The sequence below is a fragment of the Pseudomonas sp. R19M genome (assembly GCF_050312585.1).
Taxonomy (GTDB): Bacteria; Pseudomonadota; Gammaproteobacteria; order Pseudomonadales; family Pseudomonadaceae; genus Aquipseudomonas; species Aquipseudomonas palleroniana.
Genome location: NZ_JBNPJV010000093.1, coordinates 112,094 through 129,333 on the forward strand (window position 1 = coordinate 112,094; position 17,240 = coordinate 129,333).

At 59.1% G+C, this 17,240-nt stretch carries 14 protein-coding genes; 10 read left to right on the forward strand and 4 right to left on the reverse strand.

Translation table 11 applies throughout. The features are described from left to right. The first annotated feature begins 7 nt into the window (after positions 1–7). The gene (locus ACQRBT_RS24040) at positions 8–649 is read left to right on the forward strand and encodes a DUF1345 domain-containing protein (protein WP_060757073.1); all 642 of its coding nucleotides are present in this window, start codon (positions 8–10) and stop codon (positions 647–649) included. 264 nt (positions 650–913) lie between these two features. Continuing rightward, positions 914–1,375 carry a hypothetical protein gene (locus ACQRBT_RS24045; RefSeq protein WP_060757074.1) on the forward strand — a complete coding sequence of 154 codons (462 nt, stop codon included), beginning with the start codon at positions 914–916 and terminating at the stop codon, positions 1,373–1,375. 63 nt (positions 1,376–1,438) lie between these two features. Here ACQRBT_RS24045 and ACQRBT_RS24050 read toward each other — a convergent pair whose 3' ends face one another. The 3 genes from ACQRBT_RS24050 to ACQRBT_RS24060 form a co-directional block, all read right to left on the reverse strand. After that, positions 1,439–3,703, reverse strand: a complete 2,265-nt coding sequence (locus ACQRBT_RS24050) for an autotransporter outer membrane beta-barrel domain-containing protein (protein ID WP_060757075.1) — start codon at positions 3,701–3,703, stop codon at positions 1,439–1,441. Between the two features lie 282 nt (positions 3,704–3,985). Continuing rightward, on the reverse strand, positions 3,986–5,989 hold the full coding sequence (locus ACQRBT_RS24055) for a hypothetical protein (RefSeq protein ID WP_412046827.1): 2,004 nt from the start codon (positions 5,987–5,989) through the stop codon (positions 3,986–3,988). Between the two features lie 130 nt (positions 5,990–6,119). Further along, complete coding sequence (locus ACQRBT_RS24060) at positions 6,120–7,367, reverse strand: hypothetical protein (protein WP_104993483.1); 1,248 nt, start codon at positions 7,365–7,367, stop codon at positions 6,120–6,122. Between the two features lie 259 nt (positions 7,368–7,626). On the opposite strand from ACQRBT_RS24060, the gene ACQRBT_RS24065 reads away from it, so the two are divergent. The 5 genes from ACQRBT_RS24065 to ACQRBT_RS24085 all read left to right on the forward strand — a co-directional run bounded on the left by ACQRBT_RS24065 (position 7,627) and on the right by ACQRBT_RS24085 (position 12,779). Further along, complete coding sequence (locus ACQRBT_RS24065; protein WP_412046826.1) at positions 7,627–8,640, forward strand: LacI family DNA-binding transcriptional regulator; 1,014 nt, start codon at positions 7,627–7,629, stop codon at positions 8,638–8,640. Positions 8,641–8,709: 69 nt separating this feature from the next. Next, the gene (locus ACQRBT_RS24070; RefSeq protein ID WP_161549511.1) at positions 8,710–9,492 is read left to right on the forward strand and encodes a sugar phosphate isomerase/epimerase family protein; all 783 of its coding nucleotides are present in this window, start codon (positions 8,710–8,712) and stop codon (positions 9,490–9,492) included. After that, positions 9,485–10,429 (forward strand): sugar kinase, encoded by a 945-nt coding sequence (locus ACQRBT_RS24075; RefSeq protein WP_060757080.1) that lies wholly within the window; start codon positions 9,485–9,487, stop codon positions 10,427–10,429. Before ACQRBT_RS24070 ends, ACQRBT_RS24075 begins: the two co-directional genes overlap by 8 nt. Before the next feature lie 83 nt (positions 10,430–10,512). Then, positions 10,513–11,805: an MFS transporter gene (locus ACQRBT_RS24080; RefSeq protein WP_090371428.1), complete on the forward strand. Its 1,293-nt coding sequence runs from the start codon at positions 10,513–10,515 to the stop codon at positions 11,803–11,805. Then, complete coding sequence (locus tag ACQRBT_RS24085) at positions 11,802–12,779, forward strand: NAD(P)-dependent oxidoreductase (protein ID WP_412046825.1); 978 nt, start codon at positions 11,802–11,804, stop codon at positions 12,777–12,779. Before ACQRBT_RS24080 ends, ACQRBT_RS24085 begins: the two co-directional genes overlap by 4 nt. Before the next feature lie 142 nt (positions 12,780–12,921). On the opposite strand, the gene ACQRBT_RS24090 is transcribed toward ACQRBT_RS24085, so the two are convergent. Beyond that, on the reverse strand, positions 12,922–14,547 hold the full coding sequence (locus ACQRBT_RS24090) for a methyl-accepting chemotaxis protein (protein WP_412046824.1): 1,626 nt from the start codon (positions 14,545–14,547) through the stop codon (positions 12,922–12,924). 231 nt (positions 14,548–14,778) lie between these two features. Here ACQRBT_RS24090 and ACQRBT_RS24095 point away from each other — a divergent pair, with 231 nt between their 5' ends. Genes ACQRBT_RS24095 through ACQRBT_RS24105 form a run of 3 tightly spaced genes read left to right on the forward strand, consistent with a single transcriptional unit; the run spans position 14,779 to position 17,238 of the window. Beyond that, positions 14,779–16,206, forward strand: a complete 1,428-nt coding sequence (locus ACQRBT_RS24095) for a nucleobase:cation symporter-2 family protein (protein ID WP_412046823.1) — start codon at positions 14,779–14,781, stop codon at positions 16,204–16,206. Between the two features lie 13 nt (positions 16,207–16,219). After that, the gene (locus ACQRBT_RS24100) at positions 16,220–16,681 is read left to right on the forward strand and encodes an LEA type 2 family protein (protein WP_412046822.1); all 462 of its coding nucleotides are present in this window, start codon (positions 16,220–16,222) and stop codon (positions 16,679–16,681) included. 5 nt (positions 16,682–16,686) lie between these two features. After that, complete coding sequence (locus ACQRBT_RS24105) at positions 16,687–17,238, forward strand: GNAT family N-acetyltransferase (protein WP_161549506.1); 552 nt, start codon at positions 16,687–16,689, stop codon at positions 17,236–17,238. Positions 17,239–17,240 lie beyond the last annotated feature (2 nt).

Consider the following 17,240-nt stretch of genomic DNA (forward strand, 5'->3'; position numbering starts at 1 on the left):
AGCACCTATGCCCTTTCTAGCCCGCACCCACCCTCGCCTCTCTACCGCCGCTGTAATGGGCATTGCGGTGGGCATCCTGGCACCGTCCGACACCCTCCTGGGCAAAATCCTCATCGGCTGGAACGCCGGCGTGTGGACCTATCTGGTCCTGATGCTGTGGCTGACCATCCGCGCCAAGGCGCAGGATGTAAAACGCATCGCGGAAATCGAGGATGAAAACGCCGGCCTGGTGCTGTTCATGGTCTGCATCGCGGCCATCGCCAGCCTCGCCGCCATCACGTTCGAGCTGATCGGCAGTAAAGACCTGGCCCCCACCGAGCGCCTGTTGCATTACGGCTTCACCGGGTTGACGGTCATCGGCTCGTGGTTGTTGATCGGGGTGATTTTCAGCGTGCACTACGCTCGCCTCTATTACACCTGGGAGGGCAAGGAACCGGCACTGCGCTTTGCCGAAGGGCTGCTCACGCCGAACTATTGGGACTTCCTGTATTTCTCCTTCACCATCGGCGTGGCGGTGCAGACATCCGATGTGGGCGTGGCCACGCGCAGCCTGCGCAAGGTGGTGCTGGGGCAATCGTTGATCGGGTTTCTGTTCAATACGGCGATTCTGGGGTTCTCGATCAATATCGCCGCCGGGCTGTTCGGCTGACACCGCACCTGCTTTTAGACGCTGAGTTGGACTGGGCCGAGTATCCCCATGTGAACCTGCCAGAAGCGGTTTGAGTTAGTACTCAAACGAATTAAAAATGTGTACTTAGACTATTTGATCCGTCGAGAAACGCTCATACATTACGGTCTACGTATACTGTTATTTCTGACAGTTTACAGGTTAGACACTCTGCTATTACATGCTTCAGACAGAGCCGCTGATGCCTCTGTTATTCGCACAACCACCCGCGATGGAGAAGCGATCATGACTGTACAAGCGCAAATTTTAACCCCCGAGCAACAAAAGGCATTGGGCCCAAAACGAATCAATGCGTCGGGTACCTTCGACGCACGTATCGATTCCGCTCCCGTTCATTTTCAGACCACCACCCTATCCCGCAATTACGAGCTGGCGGTCTTTAGAGTCAATGCCCGGCATGCCGATAACGCGGCCACCATCAAAGAACTATTTATTCAGGTGCCCGATAGTATTGAAGTCGGCAAGGTAATCAAATTGGAGGAGCAGGAATTTACCAGCGTTGAAGTCTGGTACTCGGTAAAATCGCCCACGGCACACTATACGGTCAGTGGCATTAAAGGCGATTTGATCATCATGGGGCTGGCCCCGGGTGTCATTAAAATCAGAGGTACATTGCATGCTACTACCGATGCCGATGCCAACGGAAATCCACATTTGGTCGAAGTCGACTTCAACCTGACCAGTTGATGGTCATGCCACATGCAAAAACGCCCGTATCTCTCGATACGGGCGTTTTTGCATAGCGTGTAATTACCAGGTGTAACGAACCCCCACGTTGGCGCCCCAAGGCTGCTCAACCTTACCGCCGCTGCTGTGCTCAAGATCGGCATGCAATTGAAGGTTCTGCGACAACTTCACAGCCACACCCGCACCGAATTCTGCTCGGGAACCGGACAGATCGTTGTTGAACACATTGTTATTGACCGAAACCTTATTGTTATTGGCAAACTCATGCACCATCGCTGCCCGTAAATAAGGCTGTAGCACACTGCCGCTGTCGAGTTGGATGTCACGCCCCACGGTCGCACCGGCCTTGGCCAGTATCGAGCGGGTGCGCTCGCCCTTGGCTTGCAGACCGTTATCCAGGCTGTAACTGCCGCCCTGGATGACTACGGTGGACATCTGCGCATACGGCTCGACGAAGAACCCATCGTCCAACTTGATGTTGCGACCGACCTCCGCCGACAAACCGCCACCGGTGTTGTTGTACTTGCCTTTGGACGAAGTTCCGTCACTGAGCCCAACCTTGGACTCATTATGGAACCGGTTGACCTTCGCGACCGCATCGAAATACAGACCGCTTTCCTCGTCCAACCACGTCGCGTAGGCACCCAGGTAGTAGCTCTTCACGTTACCGGAAGTGCCGCGCTTGAGGTTCAAGTCCGAGGTGCTGTGACCCGCCATTACCCCCACCAGCCACTGACTGTCGGCCAACGGAGTATCGGCGCCCAAGGTAAAGCCCTGTTGGTTCTGGCTGTAACCAACACCCGTGCTGTCGGCCACCTTGTACTTATTGCCATAGCCCCGGATCCACACCCCCGCCTGACCCGGCTCGAAACGCAACTCACCCATGCGTGTACGCAGTGAGGTCGCCTCACCGTACCATACGGTCGGTGCGGTATTGAACAAGGCCAGTACCGAGCGAGTGCCTGGGCTTATCACGCGGTTGTTCGGGTCAAGGAACCAGTCAGTGCCTTCCTTCTTCAGGCCGTAGGAGTAAGCACCTACGTCGACCACATCACCGACCAGGGAAAATTGCGCGTCGCCTCCGCCGGTATGCACGATGCGAATATCCTCCGGATTGACCGGTTCCGCACCACTGGCCGCGAGCAACAGGCGGTGATTGCCTTTGGCCTCGCCTTCGATATTCAGGAAGTCCGTGACGCCACGCGCGAAATCGGTGCCCATGACGAAGGTGCCGTTGCCGTCGAGGCTGTCCAGATCCAGCTGATAGAACGCGTCGGTGTGACCGAACTTCACCGTACCGCCCGCCAGGCTCAGTGCGCCAACCTGGCTGTCGCCTGTGAGTTCCCAAAAAGACTGGTCGCCGATATCCAGGCGGGTGACATTCTGCAATTGGCCGGTCAGGCTGGCGTGGTTCTGCAGCTTCAAATCTGCGCTGCTGCCATCCTCGACAATGACGTTACCCTTCAATTGGCTGTTGTCGACATTCATACTCGCCGTGGCGCCGCCGTTAACTTCCAGCAATGTGCCGTTGCCACCGATCAACGTGGAGCCGTTACGCACATCGATTTCTGCTCGTGGGGTCGAACCCTGCTCACCATTAACCACGATGGCGGAACCGCTGCGGCCCTCGACACTGGAGTTATCCAGCACCAGTTTACCCACGCCGCCTTCGTCATAGTCATCAGAGAACAACACGCCGTTTTTGCCGCCGATGATTCGGCTTTGGCTGGCAGTGACCGTTGCCCTGTCGACAAACACGCCAAAACTGTCGGCGCCGGTGCCTTCAACCAATGTGTTTTGACTGAAGTGCAGTTCACTATTGCCCGCCGCCATCGCCCCGCCGATATGGCCACGAATGGTGCTATTGAATACTTCGGCAACGCCCCCTTTATCGGAGTCGAAGCTCTGGAATGTTTGCAGGCCTACGGTGGTATGGCTAGTGATGTTGCTGTCATGAATGAGAGCATTGCTGTCATCCAGGCGTACTGCGCCGAACACAGCGTGAGATGAATCGACGGTAGCGCCGTTCAGGCTGACGGACGATCCCTGGGTGGCACGGACATCATCAATCAGGCTGCCCGCATTGACAATCAACGCCGAATCGTTGACCAGAATATGCTGTGCCCGGGCACCATTAACGGTCAGCTCGGACTTCATATCCAGTTGCCAGTCATTGGGTAGTTCACCGGCCTCAATGGTTTTTGACTCGCCAATCAGTTGAACAGCGTGTGCGCTCGATTGAAAAGCGGCAAACATAAGAAAAGTAATAGTTGGAACTTTCATCATCTTGCTCAAGGGTTTGAGCTCGAAGTTGGTTAACACGGACATAGGTTTTCACTCTCTGGGCTAGTGCCTTTGAAACGGTTTGGCTCGTTCCCTCGGAATGGAGCCTTACCTGTGCGGCGCAGAGATTACTGAGTGAACTTACCCAAGGATGTAGGATTAATCTGAACAGGATGTAGCGGCGGGCAATACATAGCTTCAGAAATATAAGGCGATCGAGGTGAACCTGCGAGCTCAGCTTCTAGAATGCCTATTTTCAACTACCAACTGCCGGATACGTCAAAGGGAAGCGACGCTTCCCTTTGACGGTTCCAACGAACAGCTCGCTTAAGGTCTCACGATAGTCATACCGTCGCAGTAGGTCTCCGGATTGGAAAATACCGAGTAAACCTCGGCCAGTTCACTGTTACCGGTCGCTCCGCTGCTCACCACTGTGCTGTAGGTCACTTCGCAAGGCCCAATCACAGACTGCTTGAGGAATGCACCGTAAATAATTTCGACAATGAAGCCATTATCCACGTCATCCTGGCTCAACGATGGGTGGGTAAAGACTTGCGTGAATGGGCCCGGTGGAAAACCAAAGGCCTCGCTCCAAATAGTCACGGTTACTCTCACATCATTACCGACCACCAGTCTTGGATCTGCTGGAATGAAAAGCTCGGCAAAGAGCGTCGGTGGCACCCCAGGGCCACGACTCTGCAAGGACACGCAGCTCCACTCAGCGTTGGCATCAAGATGCCGGAATTGAGCAGCTTGCAATATCTCCGTCACGGCATCGATCACGTTGACGGTGGTAACACCCGATGGGTTTTCATTAGTGGTGCCGGGGCCGGTGACTACGTAGCTGACCGGCTGCATGCCATTACCATGTCTAGCCACTACGTCCCACGGGATGGTGAACGTCGCATCCGCCCCGGGCGTCAGGGTACTGAGGTTAAAAGGCCCGACGCGCTCTCGGGTGACGCCCCAGAACAGGAAAAACCTGTTGTTCGCATGGGGCGCCGCTGCAACGGTCCAGAGCGGAATCACAATCGTGACAGGTTGATTCGCGTCGACGATGCGCAGGGTGTTCAACTCGGGAGTCGAAACCGCACCATACACCTGTGCCAGTTGCAGTCCAGGGTTTACATCTCCCGGCTCAAGGGTGCCAGGAAGAATCGCGCCTTCCACCGACAAATCAAGTCGCACGGTTTTGTTGGGAGAGTCAAAGAGAACGCCATTTCGGTCGATACGATAGCGCACGATCACAGTCTGCGGCCCCAGTGTTGCGGTATATGCGGCCTTGATCGCGTCGTTCATATTACTGAAGATAACGTCAAACCCGCTAAGCGCTGGCGTTTGCGTCCCATATGGCTGCGTACCCCATTGCAACTCGAACCTGTCCAGCCCGATCGCATGATGAAGGTACTCTTCAATATGAACGTCAATACCTTGCACATAATCCGCAATATCGAGCAGATCATCGGTACTGCCGTCGAGCGGGGCGGGCGCCAATGGAATGCGGACTGACAATGGCTGGGGATCGTCAAGCAGTGCAACGGTACGAAAATCATTGAACGAAGGGCGGCTGATGTTACCGGCCCGATCACGGATGACGTAGAAAACATAGTACAAACCACTCAAAATTATCTGAGCGGCCGGCAGGAAGAAAGTGCCCCCCGTAGTCAGCATCGGTATCCCTAGTGGATCGCTGACCAAATGCTCGGGACGCGGGTCCATTACCGGGCTGAAGTAAACAAAAAACCTGTCCCCTTGTTCGAATTGCCCCGGCTGCGAGGGATAACCGTTCGCTGGAATGCGGATCTCCAGGCCACCTTCTTGTATCAGGAACGCATTGGTGATCACGGTGCCCGGCGGCGCGTTGACAAACTCCGGAACAGTCGGTTGCTCACGGGATGACTCAACGGCATAAGGCGCAATGGTATCGACCCGAAATGCCCCCGGATTGGAGCTGTCGACGGGGGTTCCCGGTATGCCCGCTTGATTACGGTACTGGGTATTTCTAAGCTGGTAGAAACCGTGTCGAAACTGGGGTGCCGGCGCGGGCACGAACCTGTTGATAACGGGCGGAACCGGGGGGGTAATGGCGGTTAGTTGATAGGGCGCTACCAAGGTGACCCACGTGGGCGGAATCACATCAGTAGCGCGAATCTCGATGCTCATCCAATCGGTGTTCCTTGACGCTACCCCCGTACTCAATTCCACGTTAATACCTACAGGTGCAACCGACGCAGGAATGAGGCCGGTTGCATCATCCAGCGCTTCAACGATCGTAGGCGCATTGAGAACCAAAGGCGCAGGTGCAGTAGTCGAACCACGTTTTTTAGTCATTTCGGTCTCTCCTTGGTGTTTTAAACAGACACGCTCGCTCCCGTCGATGGCATTCAGCCAACCACGCTGACTCGAAAAAGCATCCATCAGAGCGATGTAGCCCAACATTCATGCGCTGGGGTGACTCGGCTCAAGGCTCGGGGCCATTACCGTCAATCCAGCAGTAGATGGGGTCGGGCGGCGGTGGTGACGTCAGCACCACACGGTCGAACTGCACGAACCTGGAGGCGGAGCGGCCTATGATCGCCCCCGCTCTGGACACCAAATAGCTAGCCTCCCCACCTGCGTTCTCTTTCAATGGGCGGATCAGACGTTCCACATCACGGATCCAGAAGTTGAAGCCGGCTGCATCCCCTCCCGCGTCCCAATAATGCTCAAGGGTTTCCACAATGTTGGGGTCTGGATTGACATCAGGGTATTGGCCATACCCTTGAAACCTGAGCGTGATCAAATCCCCATCAAGGATGTTCGGATCGGGGGGAATGTGCACCTCGACCCCTAACCAAATCGGCGGCTGAGTGCTGCAGGTCAAATACCGGTTGGGGTGGGACTCGGATTGGGGAAACCGGGGGCGTGTGTACATGATGGGAGGAAGGTCGGTTTGCAGCCCGACCCGCGCCACCTGTGAAAATTCCGGGTTCACATTTCCGGCACGGTCCTCCAGACGATAAAAACAGAACAGCCAGAGAGCACCCGGGAACCTGCGGAACACGTCGTTGGGCACCTCTACAAAAATGCGGCCATTGGCACTCGTCAGCGGTAGCGAGGTCAGTGTCGGCAAGCCCGTTGGCAGCATATTCAGGTCAGAAAAATACATATGTACCTTGTCACCGACCTCACGTCCTCGATAGCCCGGAGGGATTTCCATGGGCACCATGGGATTGTTGTCCAGGTAGTCCTGAGTTATCGGATCTATCGGGAAAATCGCAGGAGGAAGGAACGCGCCAGCACCAGGGGCATCGCGGTCGATTCTGATAGTCACCGTTTCAGAGGTATCGACGCTGGGACTATCTGGCCGGGTGTTATGGATCCGATACCTGAGATCAACGACAGCGCTGCTCAGTAAAAAGGCCCGAGGAATCGTCAGCGATATGGGAAAATCGGCATCCGTCAGCGGGCCAACCAGTTCGAACGGGGGGGTATCGGCGGGTCTGGCGCCATGGACAGCCCACTCAAAAATCACATATTGGAACCTGCCTGTAGCGGGTAAAACCGCCCAAGGCGTTTCAAGCGAGATCTTCAAATCGTCGAAATAAAATTTTGCGGGGATCAACCCATCCGGTAGTGCATCGACGACTTTTGGCTTATCCAGCACGAGGATACCGCCAGGGCCCGAAGGACCATTAGCATTCGGCTGGGTTGTATTGGAAGTGGTCATCGAAACCTCCCGCAACTCAATCACTCTCGATGCGCCTTTTTGTCTAAAAACTCAGACGGCTCAGGCGCTGTTGGTGCAATTGAACACCTCCTTTACGCCGGCTGATACTGTCAGATTTCACAGGTAGCAGCGCCATTCGTCCGCTTTTCAGCGTCTGGCGACAGAGCCATCACCAAGAAATTCTTGACGAGGCCGGTTGACTAGTGTTTTCTGAAACCGGTTTCAGTGAAACACCAAATCCAATAAGAAAGGTTCTGCCGTGACTCCATTTTCCGCCGCCCAGCGCAGCCGCGTGACCATGCTCGACGTCGCCGAGCGCGCCGGGGTCTCCAAGGCCAGCGTGTCGCGCTTTATCGGCGATGACCGCGCGCTGCTCTCTGATGCCATTGCCCTGCGCATCGAACAAGCCATCGAAGCCCTCGGCTACCGCCCCAACCAGATGGCCCGTGGCCTGAAACGTGGGCGCACACGCCTGATCGGCATGTTGGTGGCGGATATCCGCAACCCCTATTCCATTGCGGTGATGCATGGCGTCGAAACCGCCTGCCGCCGGCACGGCTACAGCCTGGTGGTGTGCAACACCGACCGCGATGACGAGCAGGAGCGCCAGCACCTGGCGGCACTGCGTTCGTACAACATCGAAGGGCTGATCGTGAACACCCTCGGTCATCACCTCGACCAATTGCTGGAGCTGCAACGGGAAATGCCCCTGGTGCTGGTGGACCGCAAGGTCGAGCCGCTGCACAGCGACCTGGTGGGGCTGGATAACCCGGCCGCCGTGCGCATGGCGCTGGAGCATCTGCAGCAGCAGGGCTACCGCGATGTATTGATGGTCAGTGAAGCGGCCGACGGCACCAGCTCGCGCCTGGAGCGCCAGGCCGGTTTCATTGCCGAGATCGAGCGCCGCCCGGGGTTGACCGGCAAAGTGCTGGAGCTCGATGACGCCCTGGAAAACAACCTGCACACCTTTCTCGCCAAGCCCGGCGCCAAGGCGCTGTTCTGCGCCAACGGCGTCGCCGCGCTGGCCTGCACCCGTGCGCTCAAGGCGTTGGGCTGCCACCTGTTCGACGACGTTGGCCTGCTCGCCCTGGATGACCTGGACTGGTATCCGCTGGTGGGCAGCGGCATCACCGCCCTCGCCCAGCCGACCGAGGCGATCGGCGCCAGTGCGTTTGACTGTTTGCTCAAGCGCTTGCGCGGCGACACCGATCCCACGCGCACCCTGGACTTCCTGCCCGAGTTGATCGTGCGGGGCTCCACTCGGCGCCTTTAAATGTCTTTCACCTTTCTTTGCACCTTCCTTTGCACAAAAAAATGAAACCGGTTTCAGAGGTACACAACAATGCATAAATACCCCGTCTCCATCAGCCTTTCCAGCTACGGCGCCGACCTGGTCCGCCAGCAGGGCCAATTGAGTTTTGTCCAGGTGCTCAGCGCTGCCGGTGCCCAACGCATCGAATGGCGCGAAGAACTGTTGACCGACGAGCACCCTGGCGAACTGGCCCAGGCAGCGGCGCAGCAGCATTTGGAATCGGTGTTCTCATCGCCCCTGGAACTCTGGGTCGCCGGTCGCGCCCAGCCCAATGCTGAACTGGCCGCGACCCTGGATCGCGCCCTGGCTTTCGGTTCGCGCTGGTTGAAGGTGTCGCTGGGTTACTTTACCGACACCAACGACCTGCAAAGCCTGCACGCCCTGCTCAGCCGTCACCCGGTCCGTCTCCTGGTGGAAAACGACCAGACGTTGCACGGTGGGCGTATCGAGCCGATGCAACGCTTTTTCAGTGAAGTGGAGCGCCTCGGCCTGCCGGTCAAGATGACCTTCGACATCGGCAACTGGCAGTGGCAGGACCAGTCCGCCCTCACCGCCGCCCGCCTGCTCGGCCGGCATGTGGACTACCTGCACTGCAAAGCCGTGGCCCGTCGCCAGGACGGCAAGCTCGTCGCCCTGCCGCCCGGCCCCACCGACCTGCATTTGTGGGAACAACTGCTCAAGCACATGACCCAAGGTATTACGCGGGCCGTGGAATTTCCGTTGCAAGGCGATGACCTGGTCCAGGTCACCGCCCAGCAGGTCGCCGCCCTCGCCACCCTTGGCCAGCCCCGTCTGGAGAATGCCCATGTCTAAGCTCGATATCCTGTCGTTTGGTGAAACCATGGCGATGTTCGTCGCCGAACAGACCGGCGACCTGGCGCAGGTGGCGCAGTTTCACAAGCGCATTGCCGGGGCCGACAGCAATGTCGCCATCGGCCTGTCGCGCCTGGGGTTCAACGTGGCCTGGCTGAGCCGGGTGGGCAATGATTCCCTGGGCCGTTTTGTGCTCGACAGCCTGAAAAAAGAAGGGCTGGACTGCCGCCACGTAGCGGTCGACCCGCTGCACCCCACCGGTTTTCAACTCAAGTCCCGTGAAGACGGCGGCGCCGATCCCCAGGTCGAATACTTTCGCAAAGGCTCGGCGGCCAGCCACTTGTCTATCGAGGCCATCCAACCGGCATTGCTGCAAGCGCGCCACCTGCACGCCACCGGCATTCCAGCGGCCTTGTCCGACGCCACGCGAGCACTGTCCCGCGAGTTGATGATGCAAATGCGCAAGGCCGGGCGCAGCGTGTCATTCGACCCGAACCTGCGCCCATCGCTATGGCCCGACGAGCAGCAGATGATCCGCGAGATCAATGCCCTCGCCGCCCTGGCCGACTGGGTATTACCGGGCTTGAGCGAAGGCCGTCTGCTCACCGGCTTTGATGACCCGGCCGATATTGCCGCCTTCTACCTGGACCAGGGCGCCGAGGCCGTGGCCATCAAGCTGGGGCCGGACGGGGCTTACTACCGGACCCGCATGGACCAAGGTTTCATCGCCGCCGTGCCGGTGGAAACCGTGGTGGATACCGTCGGTGCCGGCGATGGTTTCGCCGTCGGCATGGTCAGTGCCCTGCTGGAAAACCTCAGTTTCCCCGAGGCCGTGCAGCGCGGTAACTGGATCGGCAGCCGTGCGGTGCAGAGCCGTGGCGATATGGAAGGCTTGCCGTTCAGGGCAGACCTGCCGCTGGCACAGAAGGCGAGCTGAGCAAAGGCGCCGCAGCCCGGCGCGGGGCAAGCCCGCACACCACAACCTGTTGCAACAACTACAACAAGCTCAGGAGCAACACCATGGATACCGTGAAACTCGCCACCCGCCGCTGGTGGTACATCATGCCGATCGTTTTTATCACCTACAGCCTGGCCTATCTGGACCGCGCCAACTATGGCTTCGCCGCCGCCTCCGGGATGGCCGAAGACCTGATGATCACCCCCGGAATGTCGTCGCTGCTCGGCGCGCTGTTTTTCCTGGGCTACTTTTTCTTCCAGGTGCCGGGAGCGATGTATGCCCAGAAGCGCAGCGTTAAAAAGCTGATCTTTGTCAGCCTGATCCTGTGGGGCGGCCTGGCGACGCTGACGGGCGTGGTGTCCAACGCCTATATGCTGATCGCCATCCGCTTCATGCTCGGGGTGGTTGAAGCGGCCGTGATGCCGGCGATGCTGGTGTACCTGTGCCACTGGTTCACCCGTGCCGAGCGCTCGCGCGCCAATACGTTCCTGATTCTCGGCAACCCGGTGACCATGCTGTGGATGTCGGTGGTCTCGGGCTACCTGGTGCAGCACTTCAGCTGGCGCTGGATGTTCATCATCGAAGGTTTGCCGGCGGTGATCTGGGCCTTTATCTGGTGGCGCCTGGCCGATGAGCGGCCCAAGGATGCCAAATGGCTCAGCGACAGCGAGAAACAGGATCTGGAGACCGCCCTGGCCGCCGAGCAGGTGGGCATCAAGGCGGTGAAGAACTACGCCGAAGCCTTCCGCTCGCCCAAGGTGATCGTGCTGGCCCTGCAGTTTTTCTGCTGGAGCATCGGCGTGTACGGCTTTGTGTTGTGGCTGCCGTCGATCCTCAAGGCGGGTTTGAAAATGGATATGGTCGAGGCCGGCTGGTTGTCGGCCCTGCCTTATCTCGCGGCGGTGATCGGCATGCTGGTGGTGTCGTGGGGCTCGGACAAACTGCAAAAGCGTAAACGCTTTGTGTGGCCACCGTTGCTGATTGCCTCCATCGCGTTCTACGGCTCCTACACGCTTGGCGCCGAACATTTCTGGTGGTCCTACACCTTGCTGGTGATCGCCGGAGCCTGCATGTACGCGCCCTACGGTCCGTTCTTCGCCATCGTCCCGGAAATCCTGCCGGCCAACGTCGCCGGTGGCGCCATGGCGCTGATCAACAGCATGGGCGCGCTGGGTTCATTCGGTGGTTCGTACCTGGTGGGTTACCTCAATAGCAGCACCGGCTCGCCCGGCGCCTCGTACCTGCTGATGAGCGGCGCGTTGCTGCTGTCGGTGGTGCTGACGATTTTCCTCAAGCCCGGCGCCAGCGATCGCGTACGGGCGCCAACCCTGGAGTTGAAGGTCAAAACCTCATGAAAAAGTCTGTTGTGCTGTACAAAAAACTCTCCGCGCCGCTGATGGCTCGCCTGCATGAACAGGCCGATGTCACGCTGATCGACGCGCTGGACGACACGGGCCTGGCCAAACTGCGCGACGCGTTGCCCAGCGCCCATGGCCTGCTCGGCGCCAGCCTGCGCCTGGATGCCAGACTGCTGGACCTGGCGCCCTACCTGGAAGCGGTGGCCAGCGTCTCGGTGGGGGTCGACAACTACGACATCGACTACCTGACCCGGCGCGGCATCCTGCTCAGCAACACCCCGGACGTGCTCACCGAAACCACCGCCGACACCGGTTTTGCGTTGATCCTGGCCACCGCACGCCGGGTGGTCGAGCTGGCCGACATGGTGCGCGCCGGCCAATGGAACAAGAACATCGGCCCGGCGCACTTCGGTACCGACGTGCACGGCAAAACCCTGGGCATCATCGGCATGGGGCGCATTGGTGAAGCCCTGGCGCAGCGCGGGCATTTCGGCTTCGGCATGCCGGTGATCTACCACAGCCACTCGCCCAAGCCGCAGGTGGAACAGCGTTTCGGCGCGCAGTACCGCAGCCTGAACGACTTGCTGCAAGAGGCTGACTTTGTCTGCCTGACCTTGCCGCTGACCGCCGAAACCGAGAAGCTGATTGGCGCCGAAGCATTCAGGCGGATGGGGCCGGAGACGATCTTCATCAACATCTCGCGGGGCAAGGTGGTGGACGAAGCGGCGTTGGTCGAAGCCTTGCAGCAGCGCACCATCCGCGCGGCGGGGCTGGATGTGTTCGAGCGTGAGCCGCTTAATCACGAGTCGCCGTTGCTGCGTTTGAACAACGTGGTCGCCACGCCGCATATCGGCTCGGCAACCCAAGAGACGCGCGAGGCAATGGCCAAGTGTGCTGTGGATAATCTGTTGCAGGCGCTGGCCGGGGAAAAGCCGACGAACCTGGTGAACCCTGGGGCGTGGAAGCCATAGCAGAGAGGGGGGGAAGACTTTTTGTAGGAGCGAGCTTGCTCGCGAAAAACCCTCAGACGCCGCGTTCATTCAGGAAACACGCGTCATCGTTGACGTTTTTCGCGAGCAAGCTCGCTCCTACAGATTTTGGCCTTATTGCAGGTCAGATGACGAAGCGCGCCACCATCCCATTCAGGTCCACCGCCAGGCGCGACAGTTCATGGCTGGCCGAGCTGGTCTGGTTGGCACCCGCCGCCGACTGGGTCGCCAGGTCGCGGATGTTGACCAGATTGCGGTCCACTTCGCGGGACACTTGGGCTTGCTCTTCCGAGGCACTGGCAATCACCAGGTTGCGCTCGTTGATCAGGCTGATCGATTGAGTGATCTGCTCCAGCGCCACACCGGCGGCGCGAGCCATTTCCAGGGTGGCATGGGTACGCTGGTTGCTGTGCTGCATCGACTGCACGGCTTCGCCGGTTCCGCTCTGGATGCCGGCGACCATTTTTTCGATCTCTTGAGTCGACTGTGCGGTGCGATGGGCCAGCGCCCGCACTTCGTCGGCCACCACCGCGAAACCGCGCCCGGCTTCACCGGCGCGGGCCGCTTCAATCGCCGCGTTGAGCGCCAGCAGGTTGGTCTGTTCGGCAATCGCGCGAATCACGTCCAGCACTTTGCCGATATCACGCCCCTGGGACGCCAGGCCTTCGATCAGCACCGAGGTGTTTTGCACATCCTGGGTCATCGTCTGGATGGCCTCGACGGTTTCGACCACGCGGTCGCGTCCCGCACGGGCGGCCTGGTTGGACTGGCCGGACGCTTCGGAGGTCGACACCGCGTTACGCGCCACCTCTTCCACGGCAGCGGTCATTTCGTTGACGGCCGTGGCGGCCTGGTCGATTTCATTGTTCTGTTGTTGCAGGCCCCGGGACGCTTCCTCGGTGACCGCACTCAGCTCTTCGGCGGCGGAGGACAACTGTGTGGCGGAGCCGGCGATATGCTGGATGGTCTGGCGCAAGTTGGCTTGCATGGCGGACAAGGCACTGAGCAAACGCGCCGGTTCGTCCTTGCCATCGTCCTCGATCACTTTGCTGAGGTTGCCACCGGCGATGGTCTCGGCCACTTCCACGGCTTTGCGCAATGGCGTGACGATGCTCCTGGTCAGCGCCCAGGCCAGACACACTGTCAGCAAAGCGGCTACTACCGAGACCACGATGACACCAATGATGGCACTTTGATAACTCTGCTCGGCATCATCATTGGCCTGCCGGGCATCGGCCACATTGATCGCGATCAGCTTGTTCAACTGTTCACCCATCTGATCGGTGCCGTCCTTGATGCGGGTGTTGATCAGGGTACGCATCTCATCGAGCTTGCCTTGCTTGGACAAAGCCAGCATCTCGGCCTGGGCCTTGATGTAGTTGTCCAGGGTGACGATAAACGTCTTGTACAAGGCCGCCTCCTCCGGGCCGGCTGGCATCACCGCATAACCGGCCTGAGCGGTTTTCACTTTATCAAGCAATACACCGATACGGGTTTCGGCCTCCTGCAGGCCCGCCGCCTCACGGTTGACCAGCACCCGAAATGACAGGATACGCAAGCGCAGTACGTTCTCCGTGATAACCCCTAGATAAGTGACGCTGGGCAGTTGGTTGGTGGCCATGTCCGCCGACGCCTGACGCATCAACGTCATGCGGTTAACCGCAAACATTCCCAATACCACGACCAATAAGGCAATCAATGCAAAACCGAGAGAAGCTCGAGGGGCAATATTCAGATGGCGAAGGGACATAGATGCGCTCTCATAAGATGTGTTTGCATGCGTCCCTGCCGCGAACGATCCGTCGGCGTCAACGCGCGGCTCAGACCTTGGTCACCATTGTTGTAATTGATAGGTGACCTGCCCAGGCTATCGGCAAGCACCGGCGGTTTATGCAGGGTCTTTATAAATATTTTTTTACACTTCTGACGATTAGCAGTTTCTGGCATCCTGCGTCTCCATTTTCTGACCCGAGCCCTCATTTTGTCTGACGCTCATGCCCCCCAACCGCGCTATAAATCCGACCTGATCTACGGCCTGGAAGACCGTCCGCACTTCACCGCAGCGATTTTTGCCGCGTTGCAGCACGTGCTCGCCAGTTTCGTCGGGATCATCACGCCCACCCTGATTGTAGGCGGTGTTCTGGGACTGGGTAGTGAAGTGCCGTACCTGGTGAGCATGGCGCTGTTCGTCTCGGGGCTGGGGACTTTTGTGCAGGCGCGCAAGTTCGGCCCGGTGGGTTCCGGCCTGCTGTGCCTGCAGGGCACCAGTTTTTCGTTTATCAGTGTGATCCTCAGCGCCGGCTTCATGGTCAAGGCCCGGGGCGGCGGGACCGATGAAATTCTCTCGACGATCTTCGGTATCTGTTTTTTTGCAGCCTTTATCGAAGTGGTGCTCAGCCAGTTCATCGGCAAACTGCGCAAACTGATCACTCCGGTTGTCACCGGCACCATCATTACCCTGATGGGTTTGTCGCTGATCAAGGTGGCGGTCACCGACATGGCCGGCGGCTTCGGCTCCAGCGACCTGGGCGCGGCGGGCAACATGGGGCTGGCGGCACTGGTGCTGCTGACCATCGTGGTTATGAACCGCTTCAGCAACCCGTTCCTGCGCCTGGGTTCGATCGTGATTGGCCTGACCCTGGGCTTTGTCGTGGCTTGGTGGATGGGCCGCGTGGACATGGCCGCCCTGCCCCAGGTGCCGCTGATCAGCGTACCGGTGCCGTTCAAGTACGGGTTCTCGTTCGACTGGGTCGCGTTTATCCCGGTTGCCGTGATCTTCCTGATTTCGCCGCTTGAAGCGGCCGGTGACCTGACCGCCAACTCGATGATTTCGCAACAGCCGGTCAAGGGCCCACTGTACATCAAGCGCATCAAGTCCGGGCTGCTGGCCGACGGCCTCAATTCGGCCATGGCCGCCACCTTCAACAGCCTGCCGATGGTGACCTTCGCCCAGAACAACGGCGTGATCCAGCTGACCGGTGTGGCCAGCCGCTACGTGGCGTACTTTATCGCCGGCCTGTTGGTGTTGCTGGGGTTGTTCCCGATGATCGGCGCGGTACTGCAACTGATGCCCAAGCCGGTGCTCGGTGGCGCGACGCTGATCATGTTCGGCACCGTGGCCGTGGCCGGAATCAAGATACTCGCCGAAGCCGGGCTGCACCGACGCAACGTGCTGATCGTGGCGATATCCCTGGGCATGGGCCTGGGCGTCGCCGCCGTGCCGGAAGTGTTGCGCGACCTGCCCAAGGCCCTGCACAACATCTTTGAATCGCCGATCACCGTGGGCGCATTTTGTGCGATCTTGCTGAACATTTTCCTGCCCGAAGAGTTCATAGAGCTGGAAGAAGACGAATTCGACCCGGAGTCTTCTACCCTCAAAGTCATGCAAGACCCGGACGTTACGCAATAGGAGCAACTTTCAGATGCGCAAGCTCATGGTTCTATCGTTACTGCTGCTGACCTTGAGCGCCTGCGCGCTGTTCCCCCACCGTGACCCGGTCAACATCACGGTGGTGGGGATCGAGCCCCTGCAAAGCCAGGACCTGGAAGTGCGTTTCGCCGTGAAGTTGCGGGTGCAGAACCCCAATGAAACGGCCATCGACTACAACGGCATCGCCCTGGACCTGGACGTCAATGGCCGGCCGCTGGCATCAGGCGTGAGTGACCAGGCCGGCTCGGTGCCGCGCTTTTCCGAGACTGTGCTGATGGTGCCGGTAAGTGTTTCGGCATTTTCCGTACTGCGCCAAACCCTGGGCCTGAGCCAGACCCAAAGCCTGAACAACCTGCCCTACGTGCTGCGCGGCAAGCTGGCGGGCGGGTTGTTCGGCACCATGCGCTTTGTGGAGCGTGGCACGTTGGACCTGCCGAACACGGCTACCTGGTAACGACCATGCAACCGACCTTGCTCACCGAACGACTGATCCTTCGACCACTGACCCTGGCCGACGCCGAGGGCATCCAACAGCAATTCCCGCACTGGGAAGTCGTGCGCTACCTCAATGCCCTGGTGCCCTGGCCCTACCCGGCCGATGGTGCACGCACCTATCTGGAACAAATCGCCCTGCCCGCCATGGCCCGTGGTAAGGAATGGCATTGGTCGATCCGCCTGAAAAGCGCGCCGGACAAGTTAATCGGCAATATCAGCCTGATGGACGAACACGATAACAACCGTGGTTTTTGGCTCGGCCCACAATGGCAAGGGCAAGGCTTGATGCGCGAAGCCTGTGCGGCGGTGAACGACTACTGGTTTGGCGTACTGGAGCGGCCACTGTTGAGGGTGCCCAAGGCGGCGCCGAACCTGGCGTCGCGCCGGATTTCCGAGCGTGAAGGGATGCGCCGGGTGCGCACGGATCAAGGCGAGTTCGTTGAAGGCACCTTCCCGCGGGACCTCTGGGAAATGACTCGCGAGCAATGGCTGGAATACCCACGCCTGAGCCAATGAGG

What these genes read in the sequence shown, in the direction of transcription:
- ACQRBT_RS24040 (WP_060757073.1), top strand. Translation starts at nt 8, where the DNA reads ATGCCCTTTCTAGCCCGCACCCACCCTCGCCTCTCTACCGCCGCTGTA.
- ACQRBT_RS24045 (WP_060757074.1), top strand. Translation starts at nt 914, where the DNA reads ATGACTGTACAAGCGCAAATTTTAACCCCCGAGCAACAAAAGGCATTG.
- ACQRBT_RS24050 (WP_060757075.1), bottom strand. Translation starts at nt 3,703, where the DNA reads ATGTCCGTGTTAACCAACTTCGAGCTCAAACCCTTGAGCAAGATGATG.
- ACQRBT_RS24055 (WP_412046827.1), bottom strand. Translation starts at nt 5,989, where the DNA reads ATGACTAAAAAACGTGGTTCGACTACTGCACCTGCGCCTTTGGTTCTC.
- ACQRBT_RS24060 (WP_104993483.1), bottom strand. Translation starts at nt 7,367, where the DNA reads ATGACCACTTCCAATACAACCCAGCCGAATGCTAATGGTCCTTCGGGC.
- ACQRBT_RS24070 (WP_161549511.1), top strand. Translation starts at nt 8,710, where the DNA reads ATGCATAAATACCCCGTCTCCATCAGCCTTTCCAGCTACGGCGCCGAC.
- ACQRBT_RS24075 (WP_060757080.1), top strand. Translation starts at nt 9,485, where the DNA reads ATGTCTAAGCTCGATATCCTGTCGTTTGGTGAAACCATGGCGATGTTC.
- ACQRBT_RS24080 (WP_090371428.1), top strand. Translation starts at nt 10,513, where the DNA reads ATGGATACCGTGAAACTCGCCACCCGCCGCTGGTGGTACATCATGCCG.
- ACQRBT_RS24085 (WP_412046825.1), top strand. Translation starts at nt 11,802, where the DNA reads ATGAAAAAGTCTGTTGTGCTGTACAAAAAACTCTCCGCGCCGCTGATG.
- ACQRBT_RS24090 (WP_412046824.1), bottom strand. Translation starts at nt 14,547, where the DNA reads ATGTCCCTTCGCCATCTGAATATTGCCCCTCGAGCTTCTCTCGGTTTT.
- ACQRBT_RS24100 (WP_412046822.1), top strand. Translation starts at nt 16,220, where the DNA reads ATGCGCAAGCTCATGGTTCTATCGTTACTGCTGCTGACCTTGAGCGCC.
- ACQRBT_RS24105 (WP_161549506.1), top strand. Translation starts at nt 16,687, where the DNA reads ATGCAACCGACCTTGCTCACCGAACGACTGATCCTTCGACCACTGACC.